The sequence below is a fragment of the Scandinavium sp. NPDC088450 genome (genome assembly GCF_044900545.1).
Classification (GTDB): domain Bacteria; phylum Pseudomonadota; class Gammaproteobacteria; order Enterobacterales; family Enterobacteriaceae; genus Scandinavium.
The window spans coordinates 161,675-182,775 of record NZ_JBJDNI010000006.1 but is presented as its reverse complement, the minus strand read 5'-3'; the positions used below and the strand labels follow the sequence as shown (position 1 = coordinate 182,775).

Annotated in this window: 22 protein-coding genes; 12 read left to right on the top strand and 10 right to left on the bottom strand. The window is 54.4% G+C overall.

Annotated elements, in window-relative coordinates:
• Positions 1-118 precede the first annotated feature (118 nt).
• Together mlrA and ACI2I2_RS07950 are read left to right on the top strand one after the other, a co-directional pair.
• Positions 119-850, top strand: coding sequence for an HTH-type transcriptional regulator MlrA (gene mlrA, locus ACI2I2_RS07955; RefSeq protein WP_404657426.1), 732 nt, complete (start codon positions 119-121; stop codon positions 848-850).
• Between the two features lie 59 nt (positions 851-909).
• Positions 910-1,023, top strand: a complete 114-nt coding sequence (locus ACI2I2_RS07950; protein ID WP_330982435.1) for a protein YohO — start codon at positions 910-912, stop codon at positions 1,021-1,023.
• Here ACI2I2_RS07950 and ACI2I2_RS07945 read toward each other — a convergent pair.
• From ACI2I2_RS07945 to bglX, 5 genes are all read right to left on the bottom strand, one after another.
• Positions 998-1,735 (bottom strand): ABC transporter permease, encoded by a 738-nt coding sequence (locus tag ACI2I2_RS07945; protein WP_404657425.1) that lies wholly within the window; start codon positions 1,733-1,735, stop codon positions 998-1,000. The two genes, ACI2I2_RS07950 and ACI2I2_RS07945, sit on opposite strands and share 26 nt — an antisense overlap.
• The gene (locus tag ACI2I2_RS07940; protein ID WP_404657424.1) at positions 1,719-2,666 is read right to left on the bottom strand and encodes an ABC transporter ATP-binding protein; all 948 of its coding nucleotides are present in this window, start codon (positions 2,664-2,666) and stop codon (positions 1,719-1,721) included. The genes ACI2I2_RS07945 and ACI2I2_RS07940 overlap by 17 nt, the downstream gene beginning before the upstream one ends.
• The gene (locus ACI2I2_RS07935) at positions 2,659-3,816 is read right to left on the bottom strand and encodes an ABC transporter permease (RefSeq protein ID WP_404657423.1); all 1,158 of its coding nucleotides are present in this window, start codon (positions 3,814-3,816) and stop codon (positions 2,659-2,661) included. Before ACI2I2_RS07935 ends, ACI2I2_RS07940 begins: the two co-directional genes overlap by 8 nt.
• Before the next feature lie 4 nt (positions 3,817-3,820).
• Entirely contained in the window at positions 3,821-4,729 is a 909-nt protein-coding gene (locus tag ACI2I2_RS07930; RefSeq protein WP_330982439.1) for an ABC transporter substrate-binding protein, read from the bottom strand.
• Between the two features lie 217 nt (positions 4,730-4,946).
• Positions 4,947-7,244: a beta-glucosidase BglX gene (gene bglX, locus ACI2I2_RS07925; protein ID WP_404657422.1), complete on the bottom strand. Its 2,298-nt coding sequence runs from the start codon at positions 7,242-7,244 to the stop codon at positions 4,947-4,949.
• A gap of 198 nt (positions 7,245-7,442) precedes the next feature.
• On the opposite strand from bglX, the gene dld reads away from it, so the two are divergent.
• Both dld and ACI2I2_RS07915 read left to right on the top strand, forming a co-directional pair.
• Positions 7,443-9,206, top strand: coding sequence for a D-lactate dehydrogenase (dld, locus tag ACI2I2_RS07920; protein WP_404657455.1), 1,764 nt, complete (start codon positions 7,443-7,445; stop codon positions 9,204-9,206).
• Between the two features lie 96 nt (positions 9,207-9,302).
• Positions 9,303-9,857 carry a GNAT family N-acetyltransferase gene (locus tag ACI2I2_RS07915; RefSeq protein WP_404657421.1) on the top strand — a complete coding sequence of 185 codons (555 nt, stop codon included), beginning with the start codon at positions 9,303-9,305 and terminating at the stop codon, positions 9,855-9,857.
• Between the two features lie 106 nt (positions 9,858-9,963).
• Here the strand turns inward: ACI2I2_RS07915 and pbpG are convergent, their stop codons facing one another.
• Together pbpG and ACI2I2_RS07905 are read right to left on the bottom strand one after the other, a co-directional pair.
• Positions 9,964-10,908 carry a D-alanyl-D-alanine endopeptidase gene (gene pbpG, locus ACI2I2_RS07910; protein WP_404657420.1) on the bottom strand — a complete coding sequence of 315 codons (945 nt, stop codon included), beginning with the start codon at positions 10,906-10,908 and terminating at the stop codon, positions 9,964-9,966.
• A 166-nt stretch (positions 10,909-11,074) separates the two neighbouring features.
• Positions 11,075-11,662 (bottom strand): Yip1 family protein, encoded by a 588-nt coding sequence (locus ACI2I2_RS07905; protein WP_404657419.1) that lies wholly within the window; start codon positions 11,660-11,662, stop codon positions 11,075-11,077.
• A gap of 172 nt (positions 11,663-11,834) precedes the next feature.
• Between ACI2I2_RS07905 and ACI2I2_RS07900 the strand changes: the two genes are divergently transcribed.
• Positions 11,835-12,401: a DedA family protein gene (locus ACI2I2_RS07900; protein ID WP_404657418.1), complete on the top strand. Its 567-nt coding sequence runs from the start codon at positions 11,835-11,837 to the stop codon at positions 12,399-12,401.
• 15 nt (positions 12,402-12,416) lie between these two features.
• On the opposite strand, the gene ACI2I2_RS07895 is transcribed toward ACI2I2_RS07900, so the two are convergent.
• Together ACI2I2_RS07895 and mdtQ are read right to left on the bottom strand one after the other, a co-directional pair.
• Positions 12,417-13,187, bottom strand: coding sequence for an SDR family oxidoreductase (locus tag ACI2I2_RS07895; protein WP_404657417.1), 771 nt, complete (start codon positions 13,185-13,187; stop codon positions 12,417-12,419).
• Between the two features lie 55 nt (positions 13,188-13,242).
• Positions 13,243-14,682 carry a multidrug resistance outer membrane protein MdtQ gene (mdtQ, locus tag ACI2I2_RS07890; protein ID WP_404657416.1) on the bottom strand — a complete coding sequence of 480 codons (1,440 nt, stop codon included), beginning with the start codon at positions 14,680-14,682 and terminating at the stop codon, positions 13,243-13,245.
• A 229-nt stretch (positions 14,683-14,911) separates the two neighbouring features.
• Here mdtQ and ACI2I2_RS07885 point away from each other — a divergent pair, with 229 nt between their 5' ends.
• A complete protein-coding gene (locus ACI2I2_RS07885) occupies positions 14,912-15,646 on the top strand; it encodes a methyltransferase domain-containing protein (protein WP_404657415.1) in 735 nt (244 codons plus the stop codon).
• Here ACI2I2_RS07885 and dusC read toward each other — a convergent pair.
• Entirely contained in the window at positions 15,643-16,590 is a 948-nt protein-coding gene (dusC, locus tag ACI2I2_RS07880) for a tRNA dihydrouridine(16) synthase DusC (protein WP_404657414.1), read from the bottom strand. The two genes, ACI2I2_RS07885 and dusC, sit on opposite strands and share 4 nt — an antisense overlap.
• A gap of 222 nt (positions 16,591-16,812) precedes the next feature.
• Between dusC and ACI2I2_RS07875 the strand changes: the two genes are divergently transcribed.
• From ACI2I2_RS07875 to ACI2I2_RS07850, 6 genes are all read left to right on the top strand, one after another.
• A complete protein-coding gene (locus ACI2I2_RS07875; protein WP_404657413.1) occupies positions 16,813-17,211 on the top strand; it encodes a CidA/LrgA family protein in 399 nt (132 codons plus the stop codon).
• Positions 17,208-17,903: a CidB/LrgB family autolysis modulator gene (locus ACI2I2_RS07870; RefSeq protein WP_404657412.1), complete on the top strand. Its 696-nt coding sequence runs from the start codon at positions 17,208-17,210 to the stop codon at positions 17,901-17,903. Before ACI2I2_RS07875 ends, ACI2I2_RS07870 begins: the two co-directional genes overlap by 4 nt.
• Positions 17,904-18,028: 125 nt before the next feature.
• Positions 18,029-18,913 (top strand): cytidine deaminase, encoded by an 885-nt coding sequence (gene cdd / locus ACI2I2_RS07865; RefSeq protein ID WP_404657411.1) that lies wholly within the window; start codon positions 18,029-18,031, stop codon positions 18,911-18,913.
• 122 nt (positions 18,914-19,035) lie between these two features.
• Positions 19,036-19,743, top strand: coding sequence for an outer membrane permeability protein SanA (gene sanA, locus ACI2I2_RS07860; protein WP_404657410.1), 708 nt, complete (start codon positions 19,036-19,038; stop codon positions 19,741-19,743).
• Between the two features lie 140 nt (positions 19,744-19,883).
• On the top strand, positions 19,884-20,618 hold the full coding sequence (locus ACI2I2_RS07855; protein WP_404657409.1) for a hypothetical protein: 735 nt from the start codon (positions 19,884-19,886) through the stop codon (positions 20,616-20,618).
• Positions 20,615-21,079: a helix-turn-helix transcriptional regulator gene (locus tag ACI2I2_RS07850; protein ID WP_404657408.1), complete on the top strand. Its 465-nt coding sequence runs from the start codon at positions 20,615-20,617 to the stop codon at positions 21,077-21,079. The genes ACI2I2_RS07855 and ACI2I2_RS07850 overlap by 4 nt, the downstream gene beginning before the upstream one ends.
• Positions 21,080-21,101: the final 22 nt, after the last annotated feature.

The window sequence follows — 21,101 nt, the reverse complement described above, 5'->3', positions numbered from 1 at the left end:
GAAGATCACACTTTTTCGCGATCCTCGCGCGCAGAAGTGAACAAAAATCGACCACTTCTTCCTGGTTCGACGAAAGCCGTCTACAGTTATGATGGGGATGCGCGAGCTGAGGTGAGACATGGCGCTTTACACAATTGGTGAAGTGGCTCTGCTTTGTGATGTAAATCCGGTAACCCTGCGTGCCTGGCAGCGGCGTTATGACCTGTTAAAGCCCCAACGAACCGATGGCGGACATCGGTTGTTTAATGACGGAGATATCGACAGGATCCGCGAAATTAAACGCTGGATTGAGACCGGCGTTCAGGTCAGTAAAGTGAAAACGCTGCTGACCGAAGCGTCAGCGGAGCAGCAGAGCGGCTGGCGTGAACATCAGGAAACCCTGCTGCGTTTTTTGCAGGACGGCAATCTCAATCGGCTGAGGCTGTGGATCAAAGAGCGAGGCCGTGACTACCCCGCTCAGACACTGGTGAGCCACCTTTTTATTCCTTTACGTCTGCGTTTGCAAAGTTCTCAACCCACGCTTCAGGCGCTGCTTAGTGTGCTGGATGGCGTGCTGATTAACTACATTTCCTTGTGTATGGCCTCTGCCCGTAAACGACAGGGACGCGATGCGCTGGTGGTTGGCTGGAACATTACCGATACCACCCGATTGTGGCTGGAAGGCTGGATAGCCTGCGAGCAAGGCTGGCGTGTGGACGTTCTGGCGCACTCGCTGCATCATCTGCGCCCGGAACTGTTCGATGGGCAAACCCTGCTGGTGTGGTGTGGCGATGCCTCCCCTTCCGGCCAGATTGAACAACTTCAACTCTGGCGCGACCAGGGGCTAAACGTGCTGCGCCTGGGAAATTAAGGGTTCATTAACAAGCGTGCTTCACCGTATAATCGTCAGATTAACAAAAGGAGCACATCATGAAACCTGCCAAACTGGCTGTGATCACCCTCTTCGTTCTGATGGCCATCGGCGGTGTCAGCGGCGTTATGCTCGCAGGCTACTCGTTTATCGTGCGCGGTGGTGTCGGCTGAGCATCTGGGCCAGACGCTCGAAGGCGCGGTCAACAATAATGGCCGCCATCGCCACCAGTATCGCCCCCTGAATCACATACGCCGTATTAAAGCCGCTCAGACCGATAATGATCGGCGTGCCCAGGGTATTCGCGCCGACCGTTGACGCGATGGTCGCCGTACCAATGTTGACGATAGCCGAGGTGCGAATACCGGCAATCATCACCGGGGCCGCCAGCGGCAGTTCCACTTTCAGCAGACGCTGCCAGCCGTTCATTCCCATGCCTTGCGCCACGCTCAACACACCCGCGGGCACTGAAGCCAGCCCGGCGAGCGTACCCTGCAACACCGGCAACACACCATACAAAATCAACGCGATAATGGCTGGTTCTCGGCCAAACCCCATCACCGGCACGGCGATGGCCAGTACCGCCACGGGCGGAAATGTCTGCCCCATTGCGGCGATAGTTTCCACCAGCGAGCGAAACTCCCTTCCTGCCGGGCGCGTCACCGCAATGCCTGCTCCCACGCCAATCAGCGTTGCTACCAGGCTGGAAATACCCACCAGCGAAAAATGCGCCAGGGTCAACGACCAGAAGCTTTGCTGCTGATAAAGCGGGCGTGGCAACTCCGGAAAAAGCGCGCTAAAGAACGGCGCGCTGTAGGGCATCACCGTCAGCAATACCCCAAACACCACCAGCAGCCAGAGCAGCGGATCACGCAGGGCTTTCACTTTTCGCCTCTCCTTTCAGCAAATCGGCAAAATGCAAAGCACCGAAGGGTTTACCGTCCTCGTCAACCACCGGCAAGACTTCACTGCGTCTGGCGACAAACAGCGATAACGCTTCGCGCAACGACATCGACGCTTGCAGCGGTTCGCCTGCAACTTGTTCATTCGGACGCACAAAGTCGGCTACGCCTCGCAGGGAAAGTAACCTCACCCCAAGTTCACTGCGACCGAAAAACTCACGCACAAAATCATTTTCCGGCGACGTCAGCATCGACAGCGGCGTGCCCTGCTGCACCACTTCGCCGTTGTCCATCAGCACCAGATGATCGGCAAGGCGCAACGCTTCATCGATGTCATGCGTCACCAGCACAATCGTGCGCCCAAGCAACTGGTGAATGCGGCGCATCTCTTGTTGCAGCGAGTTGCGGGTCACCGGATCGAGCGCGCCAAACGGTTCGTCCATCAACAACACTTCAGGATTGGCCGCCAGCGCACGAGCCACGCCGACGCGCTGTTGTTGTCCGCCGGAAAGCTGGTGCGGCAGGCGATCGCGCATTGACGGTTCAAGACCCAGCAGCGCCATTAACTCATCCACACGCTCATTGATTCGTGCTTTGCTCCATTTCTGCAGCTGCGGCACCGTGGCAATGTTTTGCGCCACCGTCCAGTGGGGAAACAAACCAATCGACTGGATTGCATAGCCCATACGCCGACGCAGCGCTAACACGGGCTGTTGGCGGATGTCTTCTCCGGCAAAGCGAATGGTGCCGCTGTCGTGCTCTTCCAGACGGTTAATCATCTTCAGGGTGGTGGATTTTCCGGAGCCGGAGGTGCCAATCAGCACCGAAAACGCCCCTTCTTTGAGCTCCAAATCCAGCTCTTTGACCGCTGGTTTGCCGTCGAATAATTTTGTCACCTGCTGAAATTCAATCATGGGCGTCGCCCTCCAGTAAGGCTATCCACAGACTGAACAGCGCATCCACCACCACCGCCAGAGCGATCACCGGGATCACCCCAAGCAACACCAGATCCAGCGCGCTGCTGAGCAGGCCCTGGAAGACCAGCGAACCAAAGCCGCCTGCGCCAATCAGCGCCGCGACAACCGCCATTCCGACGGTTTGCACTGTGACCACGCGTAAGCTGCGTAAAAGCACAGGCAAGGCCAGCGGCAGCTGTACTTTCCAGAAGCGCTGCGTACGGCTCATGCCCATCGCCGCCGCGCTTTCCATGACATCCGCAGCGACCTGTTGCATACCCGCCACCACACCGCGCACCAGTGGCAACAGTGCATACAGCACCAGGGCGATTAAAGCAGGCGTCAGCCCTGTGCCGCCGATTCCCCAACTGGAAAGTAACGGAAAGTGTTTTACCAATCCGGCAAGCGGCGCAATCAGCAAGCCAAACAGTGCCACGGAAGGAATGGTTTGAATGACATTCAGCACGGTGAAGACACGGGTTTGCCTGCCTTGATAGCGCCAGCACCACAGGCCAAGCGGCACGCCAATCAGCAAACCCGGCAGCAGCGTACCAAACAGCAAAATCAGATGCTGCTGGAGCGCACTGTCAAAGACGTCCTGGCGATTGAAGTACTCTTTCATCAACGAAAGGGAGTCCAGTTCGCCAGACCACAACAGCGCCACAGGCAAGATCCAGATTTGCGCATTCAACAGCCAACGCCAGAGAGAACCCGCAGCCAACCGGCGAATCGCATCACTGCAAATCAGCAGCGTGACCGCCAGCCACAGCCATAATCCGCTACCGGGCGAGGTTCGTGCCAGCGGGCTTCCACTTTGCGCAAGCCAGGTCGCAGCCTTGCCGCTGCTCCAGAAAAGCGCAACAAACAGCAATTGTGCCAGGAGCAAGGTGAACGCTAACGCAAGACGGCCAGGGATCAGGCTCAGCCCCGCCAGCAGCAGCGGCGCAATCAGTAAAAGCGCGGGAGGAAATGGCCAGATTTGCCAGAGCTGGCGGCTTTCGCCTGACACCAGCCTGTTTGGCGCGTAGTTAACAAACGGCAGAACGGCTGCTGCCAGTGCAATCAGCACCAACAGCAGCACCACACGGTTATGACAGGATATTCGCACGAAGTTACTTCACTAGCCCTTGTTGTTTCAGCCAGTCAGCAGCCACTTTCTTCGCTTCCAGCCCTTCAACTGCAATGCTGGCATTCAGCGTTTGCAACGTCTTTTCATCCAGCTTTTCAAAGACCGGTTTCAGCCAGTCGCCAATCTGCGGATACTCTTTTTGTACGGCTTCACGCACCACCGGAGTGGGCGCATAGATTGGCTGCACGCCTTTAGGGTCAGTCAGCGTTTGCAGCCCCAGCGCAGCCACCGGGCCGTCGGTTCCGTAGGCCATCGCCGCATTCACGCCCGACGTTTGCTGAGCCGCGGCTTTGATAGTCACCGCCGTGTCACCGCCTGCCAGTGAAAGCAATTGGCTCTGGTCGAGTTTGAAGTTGTAGGCCTTTTCAAAGGCCGGTAACGCATCCGGGCGTTCGATAAACTCCGCCGAAGCGGCCAGCTTAAAGGTGCCGCCTTTTTTCAGGTAAGCGCTTAAATCATCAAGCGAAGTGAGTTTGTTTTTCTCGGCCAGGTCCTTGCGCAGCGCGATGGTCCAGGTGTTATTCGCCGGAGCAGGCGTCAGCCAGATAAGCTTGTTTTGTTCAGCATCCAGCTTCTTCACTTTTTCGTAGCCCTGAGCCGCGTTCTTCCAGGCCGGATCGTTTTCATCTTTGAAGAAGAAAGCGCCGTTGCCGGTGTATTCCGGATAGATATCCAGTTCACCTGAAGTGATTGCGCCGCGGACAACTGGCGTGGTGCCAAGCTGTACTTTGTTGACGGTTTTCACGCCGTGGCTGTCCAGCACCTGCAAAATGATGTTGCCCAGCAGAGCCCCTTCGGTATCAATTTTTGACCCCACTTTGACAGGCTCCGCCGCCTGCGCGGTAGCTGCAAGCAGCAGCGCCCCGGCAATACCCCATGTTTTCACTGTCATGCTTATTCCTCTTCTGCTGTGTATTTTCAGGGCGTTAGATTAAAAAGATAGCCCAGGATTGGCCGTTACGAAATCTCAAATGTTGAAATAGAAAGCAGGTTTTAAGCGAAGCGGCAAAATTTGGGCTGTATTGCCGGGCGGCACGTTGTTTGCCCGGCCTACAGAAAATGCGGGAGTTGTAGGCCGGGCAAGACGAAGTCGCCGCCCGGCATTGGGTTTACTGCAGTTCGAACTCGCCCTGTTTCACGCGGGCAGAATCCACGCCGATAAAGACGTTAAATTTGCCTGGCTCAGCGGCGTATTTCATCTGCTGATTCCAGAACTTCAGCGCACTCTCATCAATCGGGAAGCTGACGGTTTTGGTTTCACCCGGCTTGAGGTTCACTTTCTCAAAGCCGCGCAGCTGTTTCACCGGGCGGCTCATCGAGGCGGTCACGTCCTGCACGTACATCTGCATGACGGTTGCGCCTTCGCGCTTGCCGGTGTTCGTCACGTCAACGCTTGCCGTCACGCTGCCATCACGCTTCATCGTTGGTGAAGAAAGCTTCACATCAGACACGCTGAAGGTGGTGTAGCTCAGGCCGTAACCGAACGGATACAGCGGACCATTCGCTTCATCAAAGTAGCGGGAGGTGTACTTGTTCGGCTTATCGGCGTTATACGGGCGGCCGGTATTCAGGTGGCTGTAATACGTTGGGATCTGACCCACAGAGCGCGGGAAGGACATCGGCAGCTTGCCCGATGGGTTGTAATCCCCGAACAGCACGTCGGCGATGGCATTGCCGCCTTCCGTGCCCGCGAACCAGGTTTCCAGAATCGCATCGGCCTGCTGGTCTTCCTGCACCAGTGTTAACGGACGGCCGTTCATCAGCACCAGCACCAGTGGTTTCCCGGTCGCTTTCAGGGCGGCAATCAAGTCTTTCTGACTTTGTGGAATGCTGATATCGGTACGGCTGGAAGCTTCATGCGCCATGCCCTGCGCTTCGCCGACCACAGCCACAACCACGTCGGACTGTTTAGCAGCGGCAACCGCTTCATCAATCATCGCTTTCGGTGTGCGTGGGTCAACCTTCACTGCTTCTTCGTACAGGTTGAGGAAGTTAACGATATCTTTGTCATTGGTGATGTTCGCGCCTTTGGCGTAAATCACTTTCGCGTTATCGCCGACCGCATTTTTAATGCCGTCCAGTACCGGAACAGATTGATCGGCAACGCCTGCCGCAGACCAGCTTCCCATCACGTCACGCTTGCTGTCAGCCAGAGGGCCAACCACGGCGATCGTGCCGGATTTTTTCAATGGCAGCGTTTCAAGGCGGTTTTTCAGCAGCACCAGGCTTTCACGCGCAACTTCACGTGCATCCTGACGATGCAGACGGCTTTCGGCGTTGGTGTCCTGTGGATCAGAGTCTTTTGGCCCCAGATGGCTGTACGGATCGTTGAACAGACCCATGTCATATTTGACGTTCAGCACATGGCGTGCCGCGTCGTCTACCTGCGCCATCGTCACCTTGCCGCTCTTGATCAACTCCGGCAGGTATTTGCTGTAATACTCATCGCTCATGCTCATGTCGATACCAGCGTTGATGGCTACGCGAACCGCGTCAGCCGGGTCAGCCGCCGTACCATGCTTGATGAGTTCTTTGATAGCGCCATGGTCAGAAATGGTGATGCCTTTGAAGCCCCACTGGTCGCGCAGCACGTCTTTGAGCAGCCACGAATCCGAGGTGGCTGGCGTGCCGTTCAGCGAATTGAGACCAACCATCACGCCGCCGCTACCCGCATCCAGCCCCGCTTTGTACGGAGGCATGTAGTCGTTGAACAGACGCTGTGGGCTCATGTCGACGGTGTTGTACTCTTTGCCGCCTTCTACCGCGCCGTAAGCCGCGTAGTGCTTGACGCTGGTCATCACGGAGTAGCGTTCTGCCGGGCTTTTACCCTGCATCGCTTCGACCATGGTTTTACCCATCATCGACGTTAAATAAGTATCTTCACCAAAGCCTTCGGAAGCACGGCCCCAGCGCGGATCGCGCGAGACATCCACCATCGGCGCCCAGGTCATATTCAGCCCATCGTCTGCGGCTTCATAGGCCGAAACGCGCCCTACGGTACGCACCGCATCGAGGTTAAAGGAAGAAGCCAGACCAAGGCTAATCGGGAAGACGGTACGCTGACCGTGAACCACGTCGTAAGCGAAGAACAGAGGAATTTTCAGGCGGCTGAGTTGCATCACCTGATCCTGCATCGCGCGGATATCCTGACGCGTGACAGTGTTGAAAATGGCGCCGACTTGCCCGTCTTTGATCATCTCGCGGATGGCTTCTTTCGGGTTATCTGGCCCGACGCTAATCAGACGAAGCTGACCGATTTTTTCATCCACGGTCATTTTTTTCAGCAGATCGGTGACAAACGCATCCCGCGCCTGCGGGGTTAATGGGTGATTACCGAACATCTCGTCTGCCATCGCCGGGTGCAGCGCAAGGCTAACGGCAACCCCTACAGAACATAGCCATTTCATCTTCTATTCACTCTCTCAACGGGCCGGGTATCTCGGCAAAAGCGTGCCAAAAACAGCAGTTTGCCATAAGCCAGAAGAGGTAGCGAACACAAAGGAGGGGTAACGCTCCGATTTTTCGCTGCATTCTTGCTCCAAATTGTCATACAAAGCGCTATCCTTGAGGCACGCACTAATTGCTACACCACAAGGAGTGGGATGATGTCCTCCACAACAACAACTGATAACACCGCTTTCATCGCAGAACTGACACGCCTTGTCGGCCATTCACACCTGCTGACCGACCCGGCCAAAACCGCCCGCTATCGCAAGGGCTTTCGTTCCGGACAAGGCGATGCACTCGCCGTTGTCTTTCCCGGCAGTTTGCTCGAACTTTGGCGCGTCCTGAGCGCCTGCGTCGACGCCGACAAAATCATTCTGATGCAGGCCGCCAACACAGGCCTGACCGAAGGGTCAACCCCGAACGGCAACGATTACGACAGGCAGATTGTCATTATCAGCACCCTGCGCCTCGACAAACTGCACCTGCTGGATAAAGGCCAGCAGGTTCTGGCTTATCCGGGCACCACGCTGTATTCGCTTGAAAAAGCGCTCAAACCGCTGGGCCGTGAGCCTCACTCCGTGATCGGCTCTTCCTGTATCGGCGCTTCGGTGATCGGCGGGATCTGCAATAACTCCGGCGGATCGCTGGTTCAGCGCGGCCCGGCGTACACCGAAATGTCGCTCTTCGCACGTATCAACGAAGACGGGAAATTGCAGCTGGTGAACCATCTGGGTATTGATCTGGGCGAAACGCCAGAGCAAATCCTTAGCAAGCTTGACGATGACCGCATTAAGGACAGTGACGTAAGGCATGATGGCCGTCATGCGCATGATCATGATTACGTGACCCGCGTACGCGACGTTGATGCCGATACCCCGGCGCGTTACAACGCCGATCCGGAGCGCCTGTTTGAATCCTCTGGCTGCGCCGGAAAACTGGCTGTTTTCGCTGCACGCCTCGACACCTTTGAAGCGGAAAAACGCCAGCAGGTGTTTTACATCGGCACCAATCAGCCAGAAGTGCTGACGGAAATTCGTCGTCATATGCTGGCGAATTTCGCCAATCTGCCGGTGGCGGGCGAGTACATGCACCGCGATATCTATGACATCGCCGAGCAGTACGGCAAAGACACCTTCCTGATGATCGACAAGCTCGGCACCGACAAAATGCCGTTCTTCTTCACCCTGAAAGGCCGCACCGACGCGATGCTGGAGAAAGTGCCGCTGTTCAAACCGCACTTCACCGACCGCTTTATGCAGAAGTTGGGGCATGCCTTCCCGGCGCATTTGCCAGAGCGAATGAAAAGTTACCGTAACCAGTACGAGCATCATTTAATGCTCAAGATGGCAGGCGACGGTATTGATGAAGCGCAGACCTGGTTAGCGGAGTATTTCCAATCCGCTGAAGGCGCATTTTTCGCCTGTACACCAGAAGAAGGCAGCAAAGCGTTTCTTCACCGCTTCGCAGCAGCAGGCGCAGCCATTCGCTATCAGGCCGTGCATGCCGATGAAGTGGAAGACATCCTGGCGTTAGATATCGCCCTGCGTCGTAATGACACCGAATGGTTTGAACAGTTGCCGCCGGAAATCGACAGCCAGATTGTCTACAAGCTCTATTACGGTCACTTTATGTGTCACGTATTCCACCAGGATTACATCGTGAAGAAAGGCGTGGATGCTCACGCGCTGAAAGAGCAAATGCTCGCCCTGCTCCGTGAGCGCGGCGCACAATATCCTGCGGAACATAACGTTGGCCATCTTTATGAAGCCGCCGACAGTTTAAAACAGTTTTATCGTGAAAATGACCCGACCAACAGCATGAACCCCGGCATTGGTAAGACCAGTAAGCAGAAATACTGGGGAGAAGCTCGCCCGTCGGAACAAGCCGATAACGTAACTGAAGCAACGCCCCCCCTGAATTAAGGGGGAGGTGTTTAATGCGGCCAGACTCCGTATTACAGTAGGCCTGAACGGTCAGAGAAACGTTTCTCTGACCAGCCAGACTGAGGAGTTAACATCATGTCAGCAGTAGATGTTTTATATGGCCCTGAAGTGGAGATCCGTGAAGCAAAGCCCGACGATGCCGATGCGATCGCCTCACTTTACGCCTGGCATGTGTTAAACGGCCGCGCCTCCTTCGAAGAAGTGCCCCCTTCCGTTGACGAAATGCGTGAGCGTATGGCTCTCGTCAGCCAGCAAAGTTTGCCGTGGCTGGTGGCGTTGTATCGCGGCATTATTGTCGGCTACTGCTACGCCAGCCAATATCGCCCTCGCCCTGCCTACCGCTACACCCTTGAAGAATCTATCTACGTCGATGCCAGCATGACAGGCCGCGGTGTCGGCAGTTCCCTGCTGACGAAGCTGATTGAGCTGTGTGAACAAGGCCAATGGCGACAGATGGTTGCCGTTATCGGCGACGGCAATAACAATGCAGGTTCATTGCGATTGCATAAAAAACACGGCTTTGAAGTGGCAGGTCAGCTGAGAAGCGTGGGGTATAAAATGGGTGACTGGCGAGATACGTTGATTGTTCAGCGGCCTTTAAATGATGGCGACTGGACGTTGCCTGAATAAATTTTTGCTGGGAGGGGAATTGCCCGGTTGCGGCTACGAACCCAGTCCAGAGCTTTTGTAGGCCGGGTAAGGCGTAGCCGCCACCCGGCACTTCCATCAGCGAATCTTAGTCCGCCTGCGTGGCAGGCTGCTCATTCAGAATGGCATTCGCCATCTGCGCTTCCTTCTGCTTCTTATAGCTCAGCGCGGCTGGCGGAACCGGCATCACTTTCCCGGTTTCAATCCAGGTGCGCAGACGGCTGGCGTCGGCAAAGTGTGTGTACTTCCCGAAAGCATCCATCACCACCATCGCCACCGGGCGATTGTTCATCACGGTACGCATCACCAGACAGTGACCGGCAGCGTTGGTGAAGCCAGTTTTGGTCAGTTGGATATTCCAGTTTTCGCGATACACCAGATGGTTAGTGTTACGGAACGGCAGCGTGTAGTTCGGGTTGCTGAAGGTCGCCATGTCTTCTTTGGTGGTGCTCAACTGACCAATCAGCGGGTACTGTTTGGTGGCTATCAGCAGTTTGGTGAGGTCACGCGCAGTCGAAACGTTATGAATAGACAGCCCGGTGGGCTCTACGTATTTGGTGTGGGTCATGCCCAGCGATTTGGCTTTTGCATTCATTGCACGAATAAATGCGTCATAGCCGCCAGGATAATGGTGCGCCAGACTTGCCGCAGCACGGTTTTCTGAGGACATCAGCGCCAGCAGCAGCATGTTTTTGCGGCTGATATGGCTGTTCAGGCGTACACGCGAATAAATCCCTTTCATTTCAGGCGTCTGGCTAATATCCACGCTCAGCATTTCATCCAGCGGCAGATGCGCATCCAGCACCACCATGGCGGTCATCAACTTGGTTATCGACGCAATCGGGCGCACCAGATCCGGCTCGCTGGCGTAAATCACTTTGTTGGTGTTGAGGTCCACGATCATCGCGCTGCCAGAAGCAATTTCTGGTTGGGATGCATTCGCCGTCGCGGCAGGTTTAGCAAGCGCCTGAGGCGCAAAAGGCACAGCCAGCATCAGCGCCAGGCTGAGCAAGGAAACTCGAAATTTTAGCATGATGAGAAGTCTGGTAATTATGCAAGTTAGGGAAGTCAGGCCGTTGTCCGCAAGACAAACGCAAGGCCGCATCATACCGTGCCAGAGCTTTCTCATACCAGAAGTTAATCGTGAATAAATGATGCATAGCTGGCGCTAATATAATCAGCACCAGCTATGGTTGAGGTCAGAACAGGCGGTAGCCATAGCCCCAGAGGATCACCGTCAGCGCCAGCAGCACTTCCAAAACGAGCACCCCGATGGCAAGTGTCGAACTGGCAAAGCTCAGGCCTTCTTCACGATTGATTCCCAGGAAGGTCGGAATACCGATATAAAGCAGATAACCGGTGTAGCACAGCGCTATGGTGCCCACCAGCGCACAAAGCCAGACCAGCGGATAGAGCGCCACAATCCCGCTAAGAAAAATCGGGGTCGCGATATACCCGGCAAACACCATGCAGCGTTTCAGCGACGGGCGTTGAGGATAGTTACGCGCCATCCACCAGATGACACGGCCCATCACCGCTACCCCGGCCAGCATCAACGCGTAAAACAGCACGGCCAGCGCGAAACCGGTAAACAGCGAGAGTTTAACTATCGTGCCATCGCCGAAGTTCCAGCCAATTTGCGTGGTGCCGATAAAGGCGCAGACCACCGGCACGGCCGCCATCGCCAGAACATGATGAGTGTAGTGGTGCGAAACAGTTTCGTTTTCGCTCTGAATAACATGCATTTCACGATCAGGATGGGAGAAAAGTCCCCAGACATGGTTCATAAAGCCCCCTTTCACGGCTTCGTACAGCACACCGTAAGTATAATGCAGGCTGGAGATTATAGTTTGTACAGCTCAAAAAAGAGCCAATAAGGAGTCAACCCGTTGCCTGGTGATTGTGATTCAGAGGTGTATGCTTAAAAGAACTGAAGTTTCAGGGAGCCTGTAAACCTGTATGGATATCAATAGTCTGATTAGCCATTACGGCTATGCCGCGCTGGTGGTTGGGTCGATTGCTGAGGGAGAAACCGTCACCCTGCTTGGCGGTGTGGCAGCCCACCAGGGGTTGCTAAAATTCTGGCTTGTGGTCGTTTCGGTCGCCCTCGGCGGCATGATTGGTGACCAGGTACTTTACCTGCTTGGGCGTCATTTCGGCGGCCGCTTGTTAAAGCGCTTTTCCCGCCATCAGAAGAAAATTCAAAAGGCGCAAAAGCTCATCCAGAATCACCCTTACCTGTTTGTGATCGGCACCCGTTTTATGTACGGCTTCCGGGTGATTGGCCCGGTGCTGATTGGCGCCAGCCGCTTGCCCCCCAAAGTGTTCTTACCGCTGAATATTTTTGGCGCGGTTGTGTGGGCGTTACTGTTCACGACGCTTGGCTACTTGGGTGGGGAAGTCATTGGGCCATGGCTTCACAATCTCGACCAGCACCTTAAACACTGGGCGTGGCTGATTATTGTGGTTGCGGCCGTTATCGCGGTGCGCGTGTGGTTCTGGCGTAAAGACAAAAAGGCGCAGTAATTTGCGCCTTAATCGTTAGCTTTTCTCGTTCAAAAACTGCGGATTGACCAGCATAAAACCGCCGTCCACGATCATCGACTGCCCGGTGACATACGAAGCATCATCCGAACACAGCCATGTCACCATGCCCGCAATTTCCTCGGTTTTCCCTGGGCGGGCAATCGGGATATGCGGCATCGAACCTGCCTTCACATCGTCATCACTGAGATTATTCATCGCCGTGGCGATAGCCCCGGGCGCGACCGCATTGACCAGAATATTGTGGCTGACAAGCTCCAGCGCCAGTGACTTCGTTAGCCCACCTAATGCATGTTTTGCGGCAGTGTATGCGCTGGCCTGCGGCAACGGCGTATGTTCGTGCACCGAGGTGATATTGATGATTCGCCCTCCGTCGCCCTGCGCAATCATATGCCGGGCCGCAATCTGGGAGCAGAGCAACGCCCCTTCCACATCCACACAAAAGGTGGCGCGCCAGTCGTCAAGGGTGACATCCAGCACCGAAGCTTTGGTCATTCGCCCGGCGTTATTCACCAATACGTCAATACGACCTAACCGTTGAATCAGCGTTTCAAGCGCTTGTGCGCCTTGCGGAAGATGGCTTAAATCAAGCTGAATGGCCTGCGCTTGCTGGCCGAGGGCGGTAATTTCCTGCACAGTTTGCCTTGCACCTTGTTCATCAGAGTGCCAGGTCACACCGACCGAGAACCCCTTCTGCGCAAGCTGCAAGGCACACTGTTTACCGATACCGGAATCGGATGCGGTCACGACCGCGACTTTTGTCGTCATGGGAACCTCCTGGCGTTGACCCAGGAGGTAAGTATAGGAAAGTCGGTGAGAGGTGTTATTTGCCGGTGTAGTGGTAGCCACCGCCCAGTGCGGAAGTCAGCTGGATACTGGCGTCCACCCATTGACCCTGCAGGCGCAGGGCACCTATCTGCTCTTGCAAAGGCGACAGCTTCGCGAGGCTGACTTGAGAGCCAGATACGATCCCGGCGGCAAGACGTGCCTGAGCTTGCTGTACAACCCGATCCGCGTCTTTGATGACCTGCTGCTGTTGCTGGTTTTTCTCCATCAGCGTTTCAACCTGACTTGCCGTTTTCGCCACCTGATTCACCGCATCTACCACGGCTTTGTTGTAGTTCGCCACCGAGAGATCGCGCTGCGCATCGGCGATATCAAGATTGGCGTTCAGGCGCCCGCTGTCGAAAATTGGCAACGTTAAGCCTGCTGTCACGCCCATCTGATTCGCGGAATGGCGGAACAAATCACTCAAGTGCAGCGCGTCCTGTTGCAGGAAAGCCATCAGGTTGATATCCGGATAGAACGCGGCTTTCGCGGCATCCACTTCGCTCATCGAAGCCTGAATGTACCAATGTGCTTCTTGCAAATCAGGGCGACGAGCCAGCAGTTCATAACCCAACGTGGCTGGCATCTGGGTTTTCACCGCAGGCAGCGTAACCGGATGCAGCGACAATTTGCTGCTCTGGCTGTTGGTGAGCGCCATCAGACGGGCTTCAATTTCCTTCATGTTGCCCGCAACTTCCGTCAACTGTTGATCGGTTTTACTGACGTTGATGTCGTTTTCAGCGCCTTCCACGGAAGAGGTAATGCCGCGCTGATACAACGCTTTGTCGACGGAAATAATGTTGCTCTGCTCGTTTTTAACCTGTTCAAGCACCTGTTTGATTGCCGCTTCTGTCTGCCATTGCCAGTACAGACGTGCGACGCTGCTTGCCAGCACTTGCTGGGTTTGCGCCAGCTCGGCGGCACGGGCTTTGACTTCACCGATACGAGACTGCACCAGTGCGCGGTTTTTACCCCACAGGTCGAGATCCCAGTTCGCGGTTAACCCGAAAGTCCCGTTGGTATACCACGGGCCAGTGTTGCCGCCTTCGTCGGTGGCAAACGGCCCCATCAGGCCCTCTGCGGACATTTTCTGGCGTTCAACATTCGCGCCAAAATCCACTTCCGGGCCAAGCTGAGACTGCGCCATCTGTGCCTGCGCTTCCGCCAGTTTGATACGTTGTTTTGCCACCTGCATATCAGGGGCATTGCTCAACGCGCTGCTGATCAGAGTATTCAACTGCGGATCGTGATAATCCTGCCACCAGCTGCTTTGCGGCCAGCCATTTTGCAGCGCCGCAGGCAGTGAGTTATCAACATGCGTTGCCGGTAATTGCTGTTGTAAAGGTGCGCCAGTGTCATGAGACGGCGCACAGCCGGACAAGGCAACAGCCAGCGGCAGACCGATCATTGCGGCATAGAGAGCAGTACGTTTCATAGAATTTTCTGTCTTCGGAAAGGACGCGCATCTTAATCTAAAAATGCAAATGAGCGTTTAGGAAAGCGTGGCACTGCACAAAAAGCAATAGCCTGACATATCCCGACATGCTTCTCCTGAGTATTTGCATAATCCATTGATTAGTCGAATGTATTCATAATTCACATCATTAAGAGTGAAAGTCCGTATACTTCCCCCAGCCAGTGAAGGCAAACGTTCAGGAGGACCTATGGCCCAAAATATTTATGACGACCCGCAGTTTTTTGCCGGTTACGCCACCCTTGACCGCTCGGTGAAAGGGCTGGACGGTGCGCCAGAATGGCCAGCACTGCAAAAAATGCTGCCCGAGATTCAGGGCAAATCCCTTATCGATTTAGGCTGTGGCTACGGTTGGTTTTGCCGCTGGGCGCAGGAACAAGGCGCAGCGAATATTCTGGGGCTCGACGTGTCAGAAAAGATGCTGGAACGCGCACGTGAAATGACATCAGGTTCGCAAATAACCTATCAGCGCGAAGACCTGGAAGCCCTGCAACTGCCTGCTGCAAGTCTCGATCTCGCCTACAGTTCTTTGGCGTTGCATTACCTGGAAAATATCGATGGGCTTTTCGCCACGCTATTTCAGGCGCTGAAACCAGGCGGGAAAATCGTATTTTCCGCCGAGCATCCCATCTACACCGCTGCGCTGAAGCAAGGCTGGTTTGTCGATAATGAGGGGCAAAAATCCTGGCCTGTGAATCATTATCAGCAGGAAGGGGTGCGCATCAGTAACTGGTTTGCGGAAGGCGTGAAAAAGCAGCATCGCAAACTTTCCACGTGGATTAACGCGTTGACTGCCGCTGGGTTTGTGATTGAGCACGTCGATGAATGGGGTCCGGACGCCGCACAAATTGCTGCGAATCCAGCGCTCGAGGAAGAAAAAGAGCGCCCGATGATTTTCCTGTTGAGTGCGCGTAAGCCCGCTTAAGGCCAGCGGACAGATTCGCGTTCTATGGCTGCGGCAATGGACGCGGAATCCTGCAAGATGCGGATGGTGGTGAACAGTTCAGTGGCCTCGGCATACTCTTTACGCAGATAGCCCAGCCACTGCTTGATGCGCGCGACATGATACAGGCCAGTATCGCCCTGCTTTTCCAGACGGCTGTATTTTCGCAGCAACTGCATCACTCCGTTCCACGGCATGCGCGGCTCGTTGTATTTCACCACCCGGCTGAGGTTGGGGATATTCAGCGCGCCGCGACCAATCATCACTGAATCGCAACCGGTAGCCGCCATACAGTCCTGTGCGCTTTGCCAGTCCCAGATTTCACCATTAGCAATCACCGGAATCGTCAGCCGACGACGGATCTCACCGATCGCCTGCCAGTTAATACGTTCAGCTTTGTAACCATCGTCTTTGGTACGACCGTGAACCACCAGTTCCGTGGCTCCGGCCTGTTGCACCGCATCGGCAATCTCAAACTGCCGGTCGCTGCTGTCCCAGCCGAGACGCACTTTCACCGTGACGGGCAAATGCGCGGGAACGGCTTCGCGCATGGCTTTGGCCCCGCGGTAGATCAAATCAGGATCTTTAAGTAGCGTCGCCCCGCCGCCACTGCCATTGACCACTTTCGACGGGCAACCGCAGTTAAGATCAACGCCCCACGACCCCAGTTCTACCGCACGCGCTGCGTTTTCCGCCAGCCACTCAGGATACTGGCCTAAGAGCTGAACACGAACCAGCGTGCCGGAAGCCGTACGGCTATGATTGAGCAACTCCGGGCACAAGCGATGGAAGGATTTTACCGGCAGCAGTTGGTCCACCACACGCAGGAACTCGGTGATGCACAAATCGTAATCATTAACTTCAGTCAGCAGGCCGCGAACCAGTGAGTCGAGCACGCCTTCCATCGGCGCCAGCAGAACACGCATATCAGTATCCGGAGGAAAAAGAGGCGCTATGGTAGCGTTGTTGTCGCACGGTTTGAAGCCCCTTCTGTACTACACTGAAAGCTATTGATTTCTCCTTTATTCAGGCGATTTGCGACGTGTGGCGAAAAGGAATAGTGAGTATGCTCAGAATTCATGATGTGATCGGTAGCACATAACTGGCTTTAATTGTATGATGAATGCGTTCCATCAAGGGCGACGACCATGAGCAAATCATTGAACATCATCTGGCAATACCTGCGTGCATTTGTGCTGATTTACGCCTGTCTGTACGCTGGCATCTTTCTCGCTTCGCTGTTACCTATCACCATTCCCGGTAGCATTATCGGGATGCTTATCCTGTTTGTGCTGCTGGCTTTGCAAATCCTTCCCGCGAAATGGGTTAACCCCGGTTGCTACGTGCTTATCCGCTATATGGCGCTGCTGTTTGTGCCGATTGGCGTGGGCGTGATGCAGTATTACGACTTGCTGCGTGCCCAGTTTGGCCCGGTGGTGGTGTCTTGTGCTGTCAGCACGCTGGTGGTGTTTTTGGTGGTGAGCTGGAGCTCGCATATCGTTCACGGTGAACGCAAAGTGGTAGGCCAGAAAGGAGCCGACAAATGATGCACGACATCTGGTGGTCTCTGCCGCTCACATTGGTGGTGTTCTTCGCAGCACGTAAACTCGCGGCTCACTTCAAAATGCCACTGCTGAACCCTTTGCTGGTCGCCATGGTGGTGATTATTCCTTTCCTGCTGCTGACTGGCATTCCCTACGATCACTATTTCCAGGGCAGCAAAATCCTCAACGATCTGCTGCAACCCGCTGTCGTGGCGCTGGCTTTTCCGCTGTACGAACAGTTGCATCAGATTCGCGCCCGCTGGAAATCCATTATTACTATCTGTTTTGTCGGTAGCGTGGTGGCGATGGTGACTGGCACAACAGTTGCGCTGCTGATGGGAGCAACCCCTGAAATCGCCGCATCCGTTCTGCCGAAATCCGTGACAACCCCCATTGCGATGGCGGTCGGCGGCAGCATCGGGGGCATTCCGGCTATCAGTGCGGTGTGCGTGATTTTCGTCGGGATCCTTGGCGCAGTGTTTGGCCACACCTTATTGAATCTGATGCGCATTCACACCAAAGCAGCGCGCGGTCTGGCGATGGGAACTGCTTCTCACGCACTCGGCACTGCACGTTGTGCGGAACTGGATTTTCAGGAAGGCGCGTTCAGCTCTCTGGCACTGGTTATCTGTGGGATAATCACTTCGCTGCTGGCCCCGTTCCTGTTTCCGCTGATCCTGGCCGTGGTGGGATAACGCGACACATCACACAAATTTCATTCAAATTTCATAAGTTGCATAAATAGTGAGATATAAATCACACATTATCCGGTAACAGGTCCGTACACTACGATCCCTTAAACCTGTAATGAGGCAACGCCATGCACCCACGTTTTCACTCTGCTTTCCCGCAGCTTAGCGCAGAATTGCAGTCAGCCCTGGCCCCGATGCTGGCTGATACGCACTTCCCTGCCCTGTTTAGCGCCGGGCAGGTCTCCACGCTGAAATCAGCCACGGGACTGGATGAAGACGCGCTGGCTTTCGCGCTGCTGCCACTGGCGGCCGCCTGTGCCCGTGCTGATTTGTCGCATTTCAACGTGGGCGCTATCGCTCGCGGCGTTAGCGGTAACTGGTATTTTGGCGGCAACATGGAATTTATCGGTGCCACCATGCAGCAAACCGTGCACGCCGAACAAAGCGCCATCAGCCATGCCTGGCTGCGCGGTGAAAAAGCGCTGAAAGCCATCACCGTGAACTACACGCCGTGCGGTCACTGCCGCCAGTTTATGAATGAACTGAACAGCGGCCTTGAGCTGCAAATCAACCTGCCGGGCCGCGAGCCACATTCACTGAAAGACTATCTGCCGGACGCCTTTGGCCCGAAAGACCTGGAGATCAAAACCCTGCTGATGGATGCGCAGGACCACGGTTATCCACTTGAAGGTGACGAGCTGACTCAAGCCGCAATCAAAGCGGCTAACAAATGCCATGCGCCTTACAGCAATTCCCCGTCGGGGGTGGCTCTTGAACTGAAAGACGGCACGATTTTCAGCGGTAGCTATGCCGAGAATGCGGCCTTCAACCCAACGCTGCCTCCGCTTCAGGGTGCGCTGAACCTGCTGAGTCTGAACGGTTATGACTATTCAGATATCCAGCGAGCGATGCTTGCTGAACGTGCAGATGCACCGCTTATCCAGTGGGATGCCACGGCAGCAACGCTGAAAGCACTGGGCTGTCAGAACATCGACCGCGCACTGCTGGCCTAACCTCAATGCGGGTCGTTTGGCCCGCGTTGATGAAAATCCCCCCAATTAAACTGCTGTTTCTTGCTCTTGCCCGGCGGGTAAAGTAGCCTGAGTGAATATTCTTCCACCACTGAGTCAAGTCCATGTTAAAGCGCATTTTATACAGCCTGTTAGTCCTCTTCGGCCTGCTGCTGTTGACTGCGTTGGGTCTTGACCGCTGGATCAGCTGGAAAACCGCCCCGTATATCTACGACGAACTGCAGGACTTGCCCTACCGTCAGGTCGGCGTCGTTCTGGGCACAGCGAAGTATTACCGCACCGGTGTTATCAATCAGTATTACCGTTATCGCATTCAGGGCGCACTCAATGCTTATAACAGCGGAAAGGTGAACTACCTGCTGTTGAGTGGTGATAACGCCCTGCAAAGCTACAACGAGCCGATGACCATGCGTAAGGATTTGATCGCCGCAGGCGTCGATCCGGCGGATATCGTGCTGGATTACGCAGGTTTCCGTACGCTCGATTCCATCGTGCGCACGCGTAAAGTCTTCGACACCAACGATTTCATCATCATCACCCAACGCTTCCATTGCGAACGCGCGCTGTTTATCGCCCTGCACATGGGCATTCAGGCGCAGTGCTACGCAGTGCCTTCGCCTAAAAATATGTGGAATGTTCGTGTGCGTGAATTTGGCGCCCGCTTTGGTGCGCTGGCCGATCTCTATCTCTTCAAACGCGAACCTCGCTTCCTGGGCCCCTTAGTTCCGATTCCGGCCCAACAAGAAGTCCCTGAAGATGCGCAAGGTTATCCGGCGGTGACTCCCGATCAGTTGCTTGAATTGCAGAAGTAATCTCTCTTCATTTGAACAATTAATGTAACTTATAAGTTACACAAATCTTTAAGCATCCCATTAATGTGCGATAAAAGTGTCATTAATGGATAAGCCTTCATTTAAGGTGTAATATTTCACTCATTATACCAGGAGGCATTATGGAGCAACTTACCGTACAGGCTTATCTGAATGAGCAGTGGGAAGATATTGCAACCCTGACTTTTCCTGCCTCCGACAGAAACGATTGGCAGACGACAGAGATCCATTATCTGACTGATTATGCTATTGAATATCTTGAAATGGATGATTGCCATGCTGTTTCCACAAATCATCCTGTCTCGCTTTACTTCGATAACGACGGTAAACCTGGCTGGATGAAATGGCTGGACGACGTTATTCCAAGCGGCTCCAGCCGGCGCTATTGGATCAACTACCTCGATCTGGAAGGATTAAGCGCGGCTCAGCAAAACTTCGTTTTACTGAAATACGGTACTATCGCCCCTGTTGGCAATCTGCGAATTAAGGAATCTTTACCTGAAGCCAGCCCATATGCAGAAACAATCACCTTTTCCTTTGATGACGTAAAAAATCGTGCCGCTGATTTCTTAGATTACGCCCAACAAAGAGGAGCTTCTGCAGGAGGCGCTACAGGGGCCGGAGGCGAGGCACCGAAGCTATTGCTTCGCTGCCGTGAAGATCAGCGTGTCTGGATTGATAGCTGGCAGGATAATTGTGACTGCAAAGATGACTGGTATTTGGTGAAATATCCACGTGGCTCACGTAGCGAAGTGGACTGTAATATCCTGCGAGCTGAGTTTCACTACTACCAGGAACTCACGGCAATGGGCTTTAGCACTATTCCTGAAAAACTGTCTCGCTGGGGATTATTATGAGCCGTCCTGATAAACAACAAGAGATACGCCAAACGATTGAGCACTTACGCCAACAGAATCTCTCCAGCGAGCAATCTGAGCGACTTATACCAGAAGGTGTAGAGCTCAAGAAAAACGAAAACCGCCAGCGTGCGACCTCTGAAGTTCCTCACATTAACGCGATTGAGAGAACGGAGTTAATTCGTTCTATAACCTTTCAAGTTATCACCGGACAAGTAAGTCAGGGGGAAGCCTTGCGGAAACTTAGAATCGAGATCCTTAGCTTGAAACAGGAAAAGTATGCTGAACTCGTTTCCGTCTCACGTAAGACCATTTCGGATATCGAAAACAATAAGGGTAACTACTCCCTTGAAGTGATGAATCGGGTCTTTAAACCTTTTGGTTTGAAAATGGGACTTATACCTGTTTCAGCATCACTGCTGGAAACATTAATGACAAAAAACCCCGCCGAGACAAAATAAAAAACCCGCCGTTCTCCGGCGG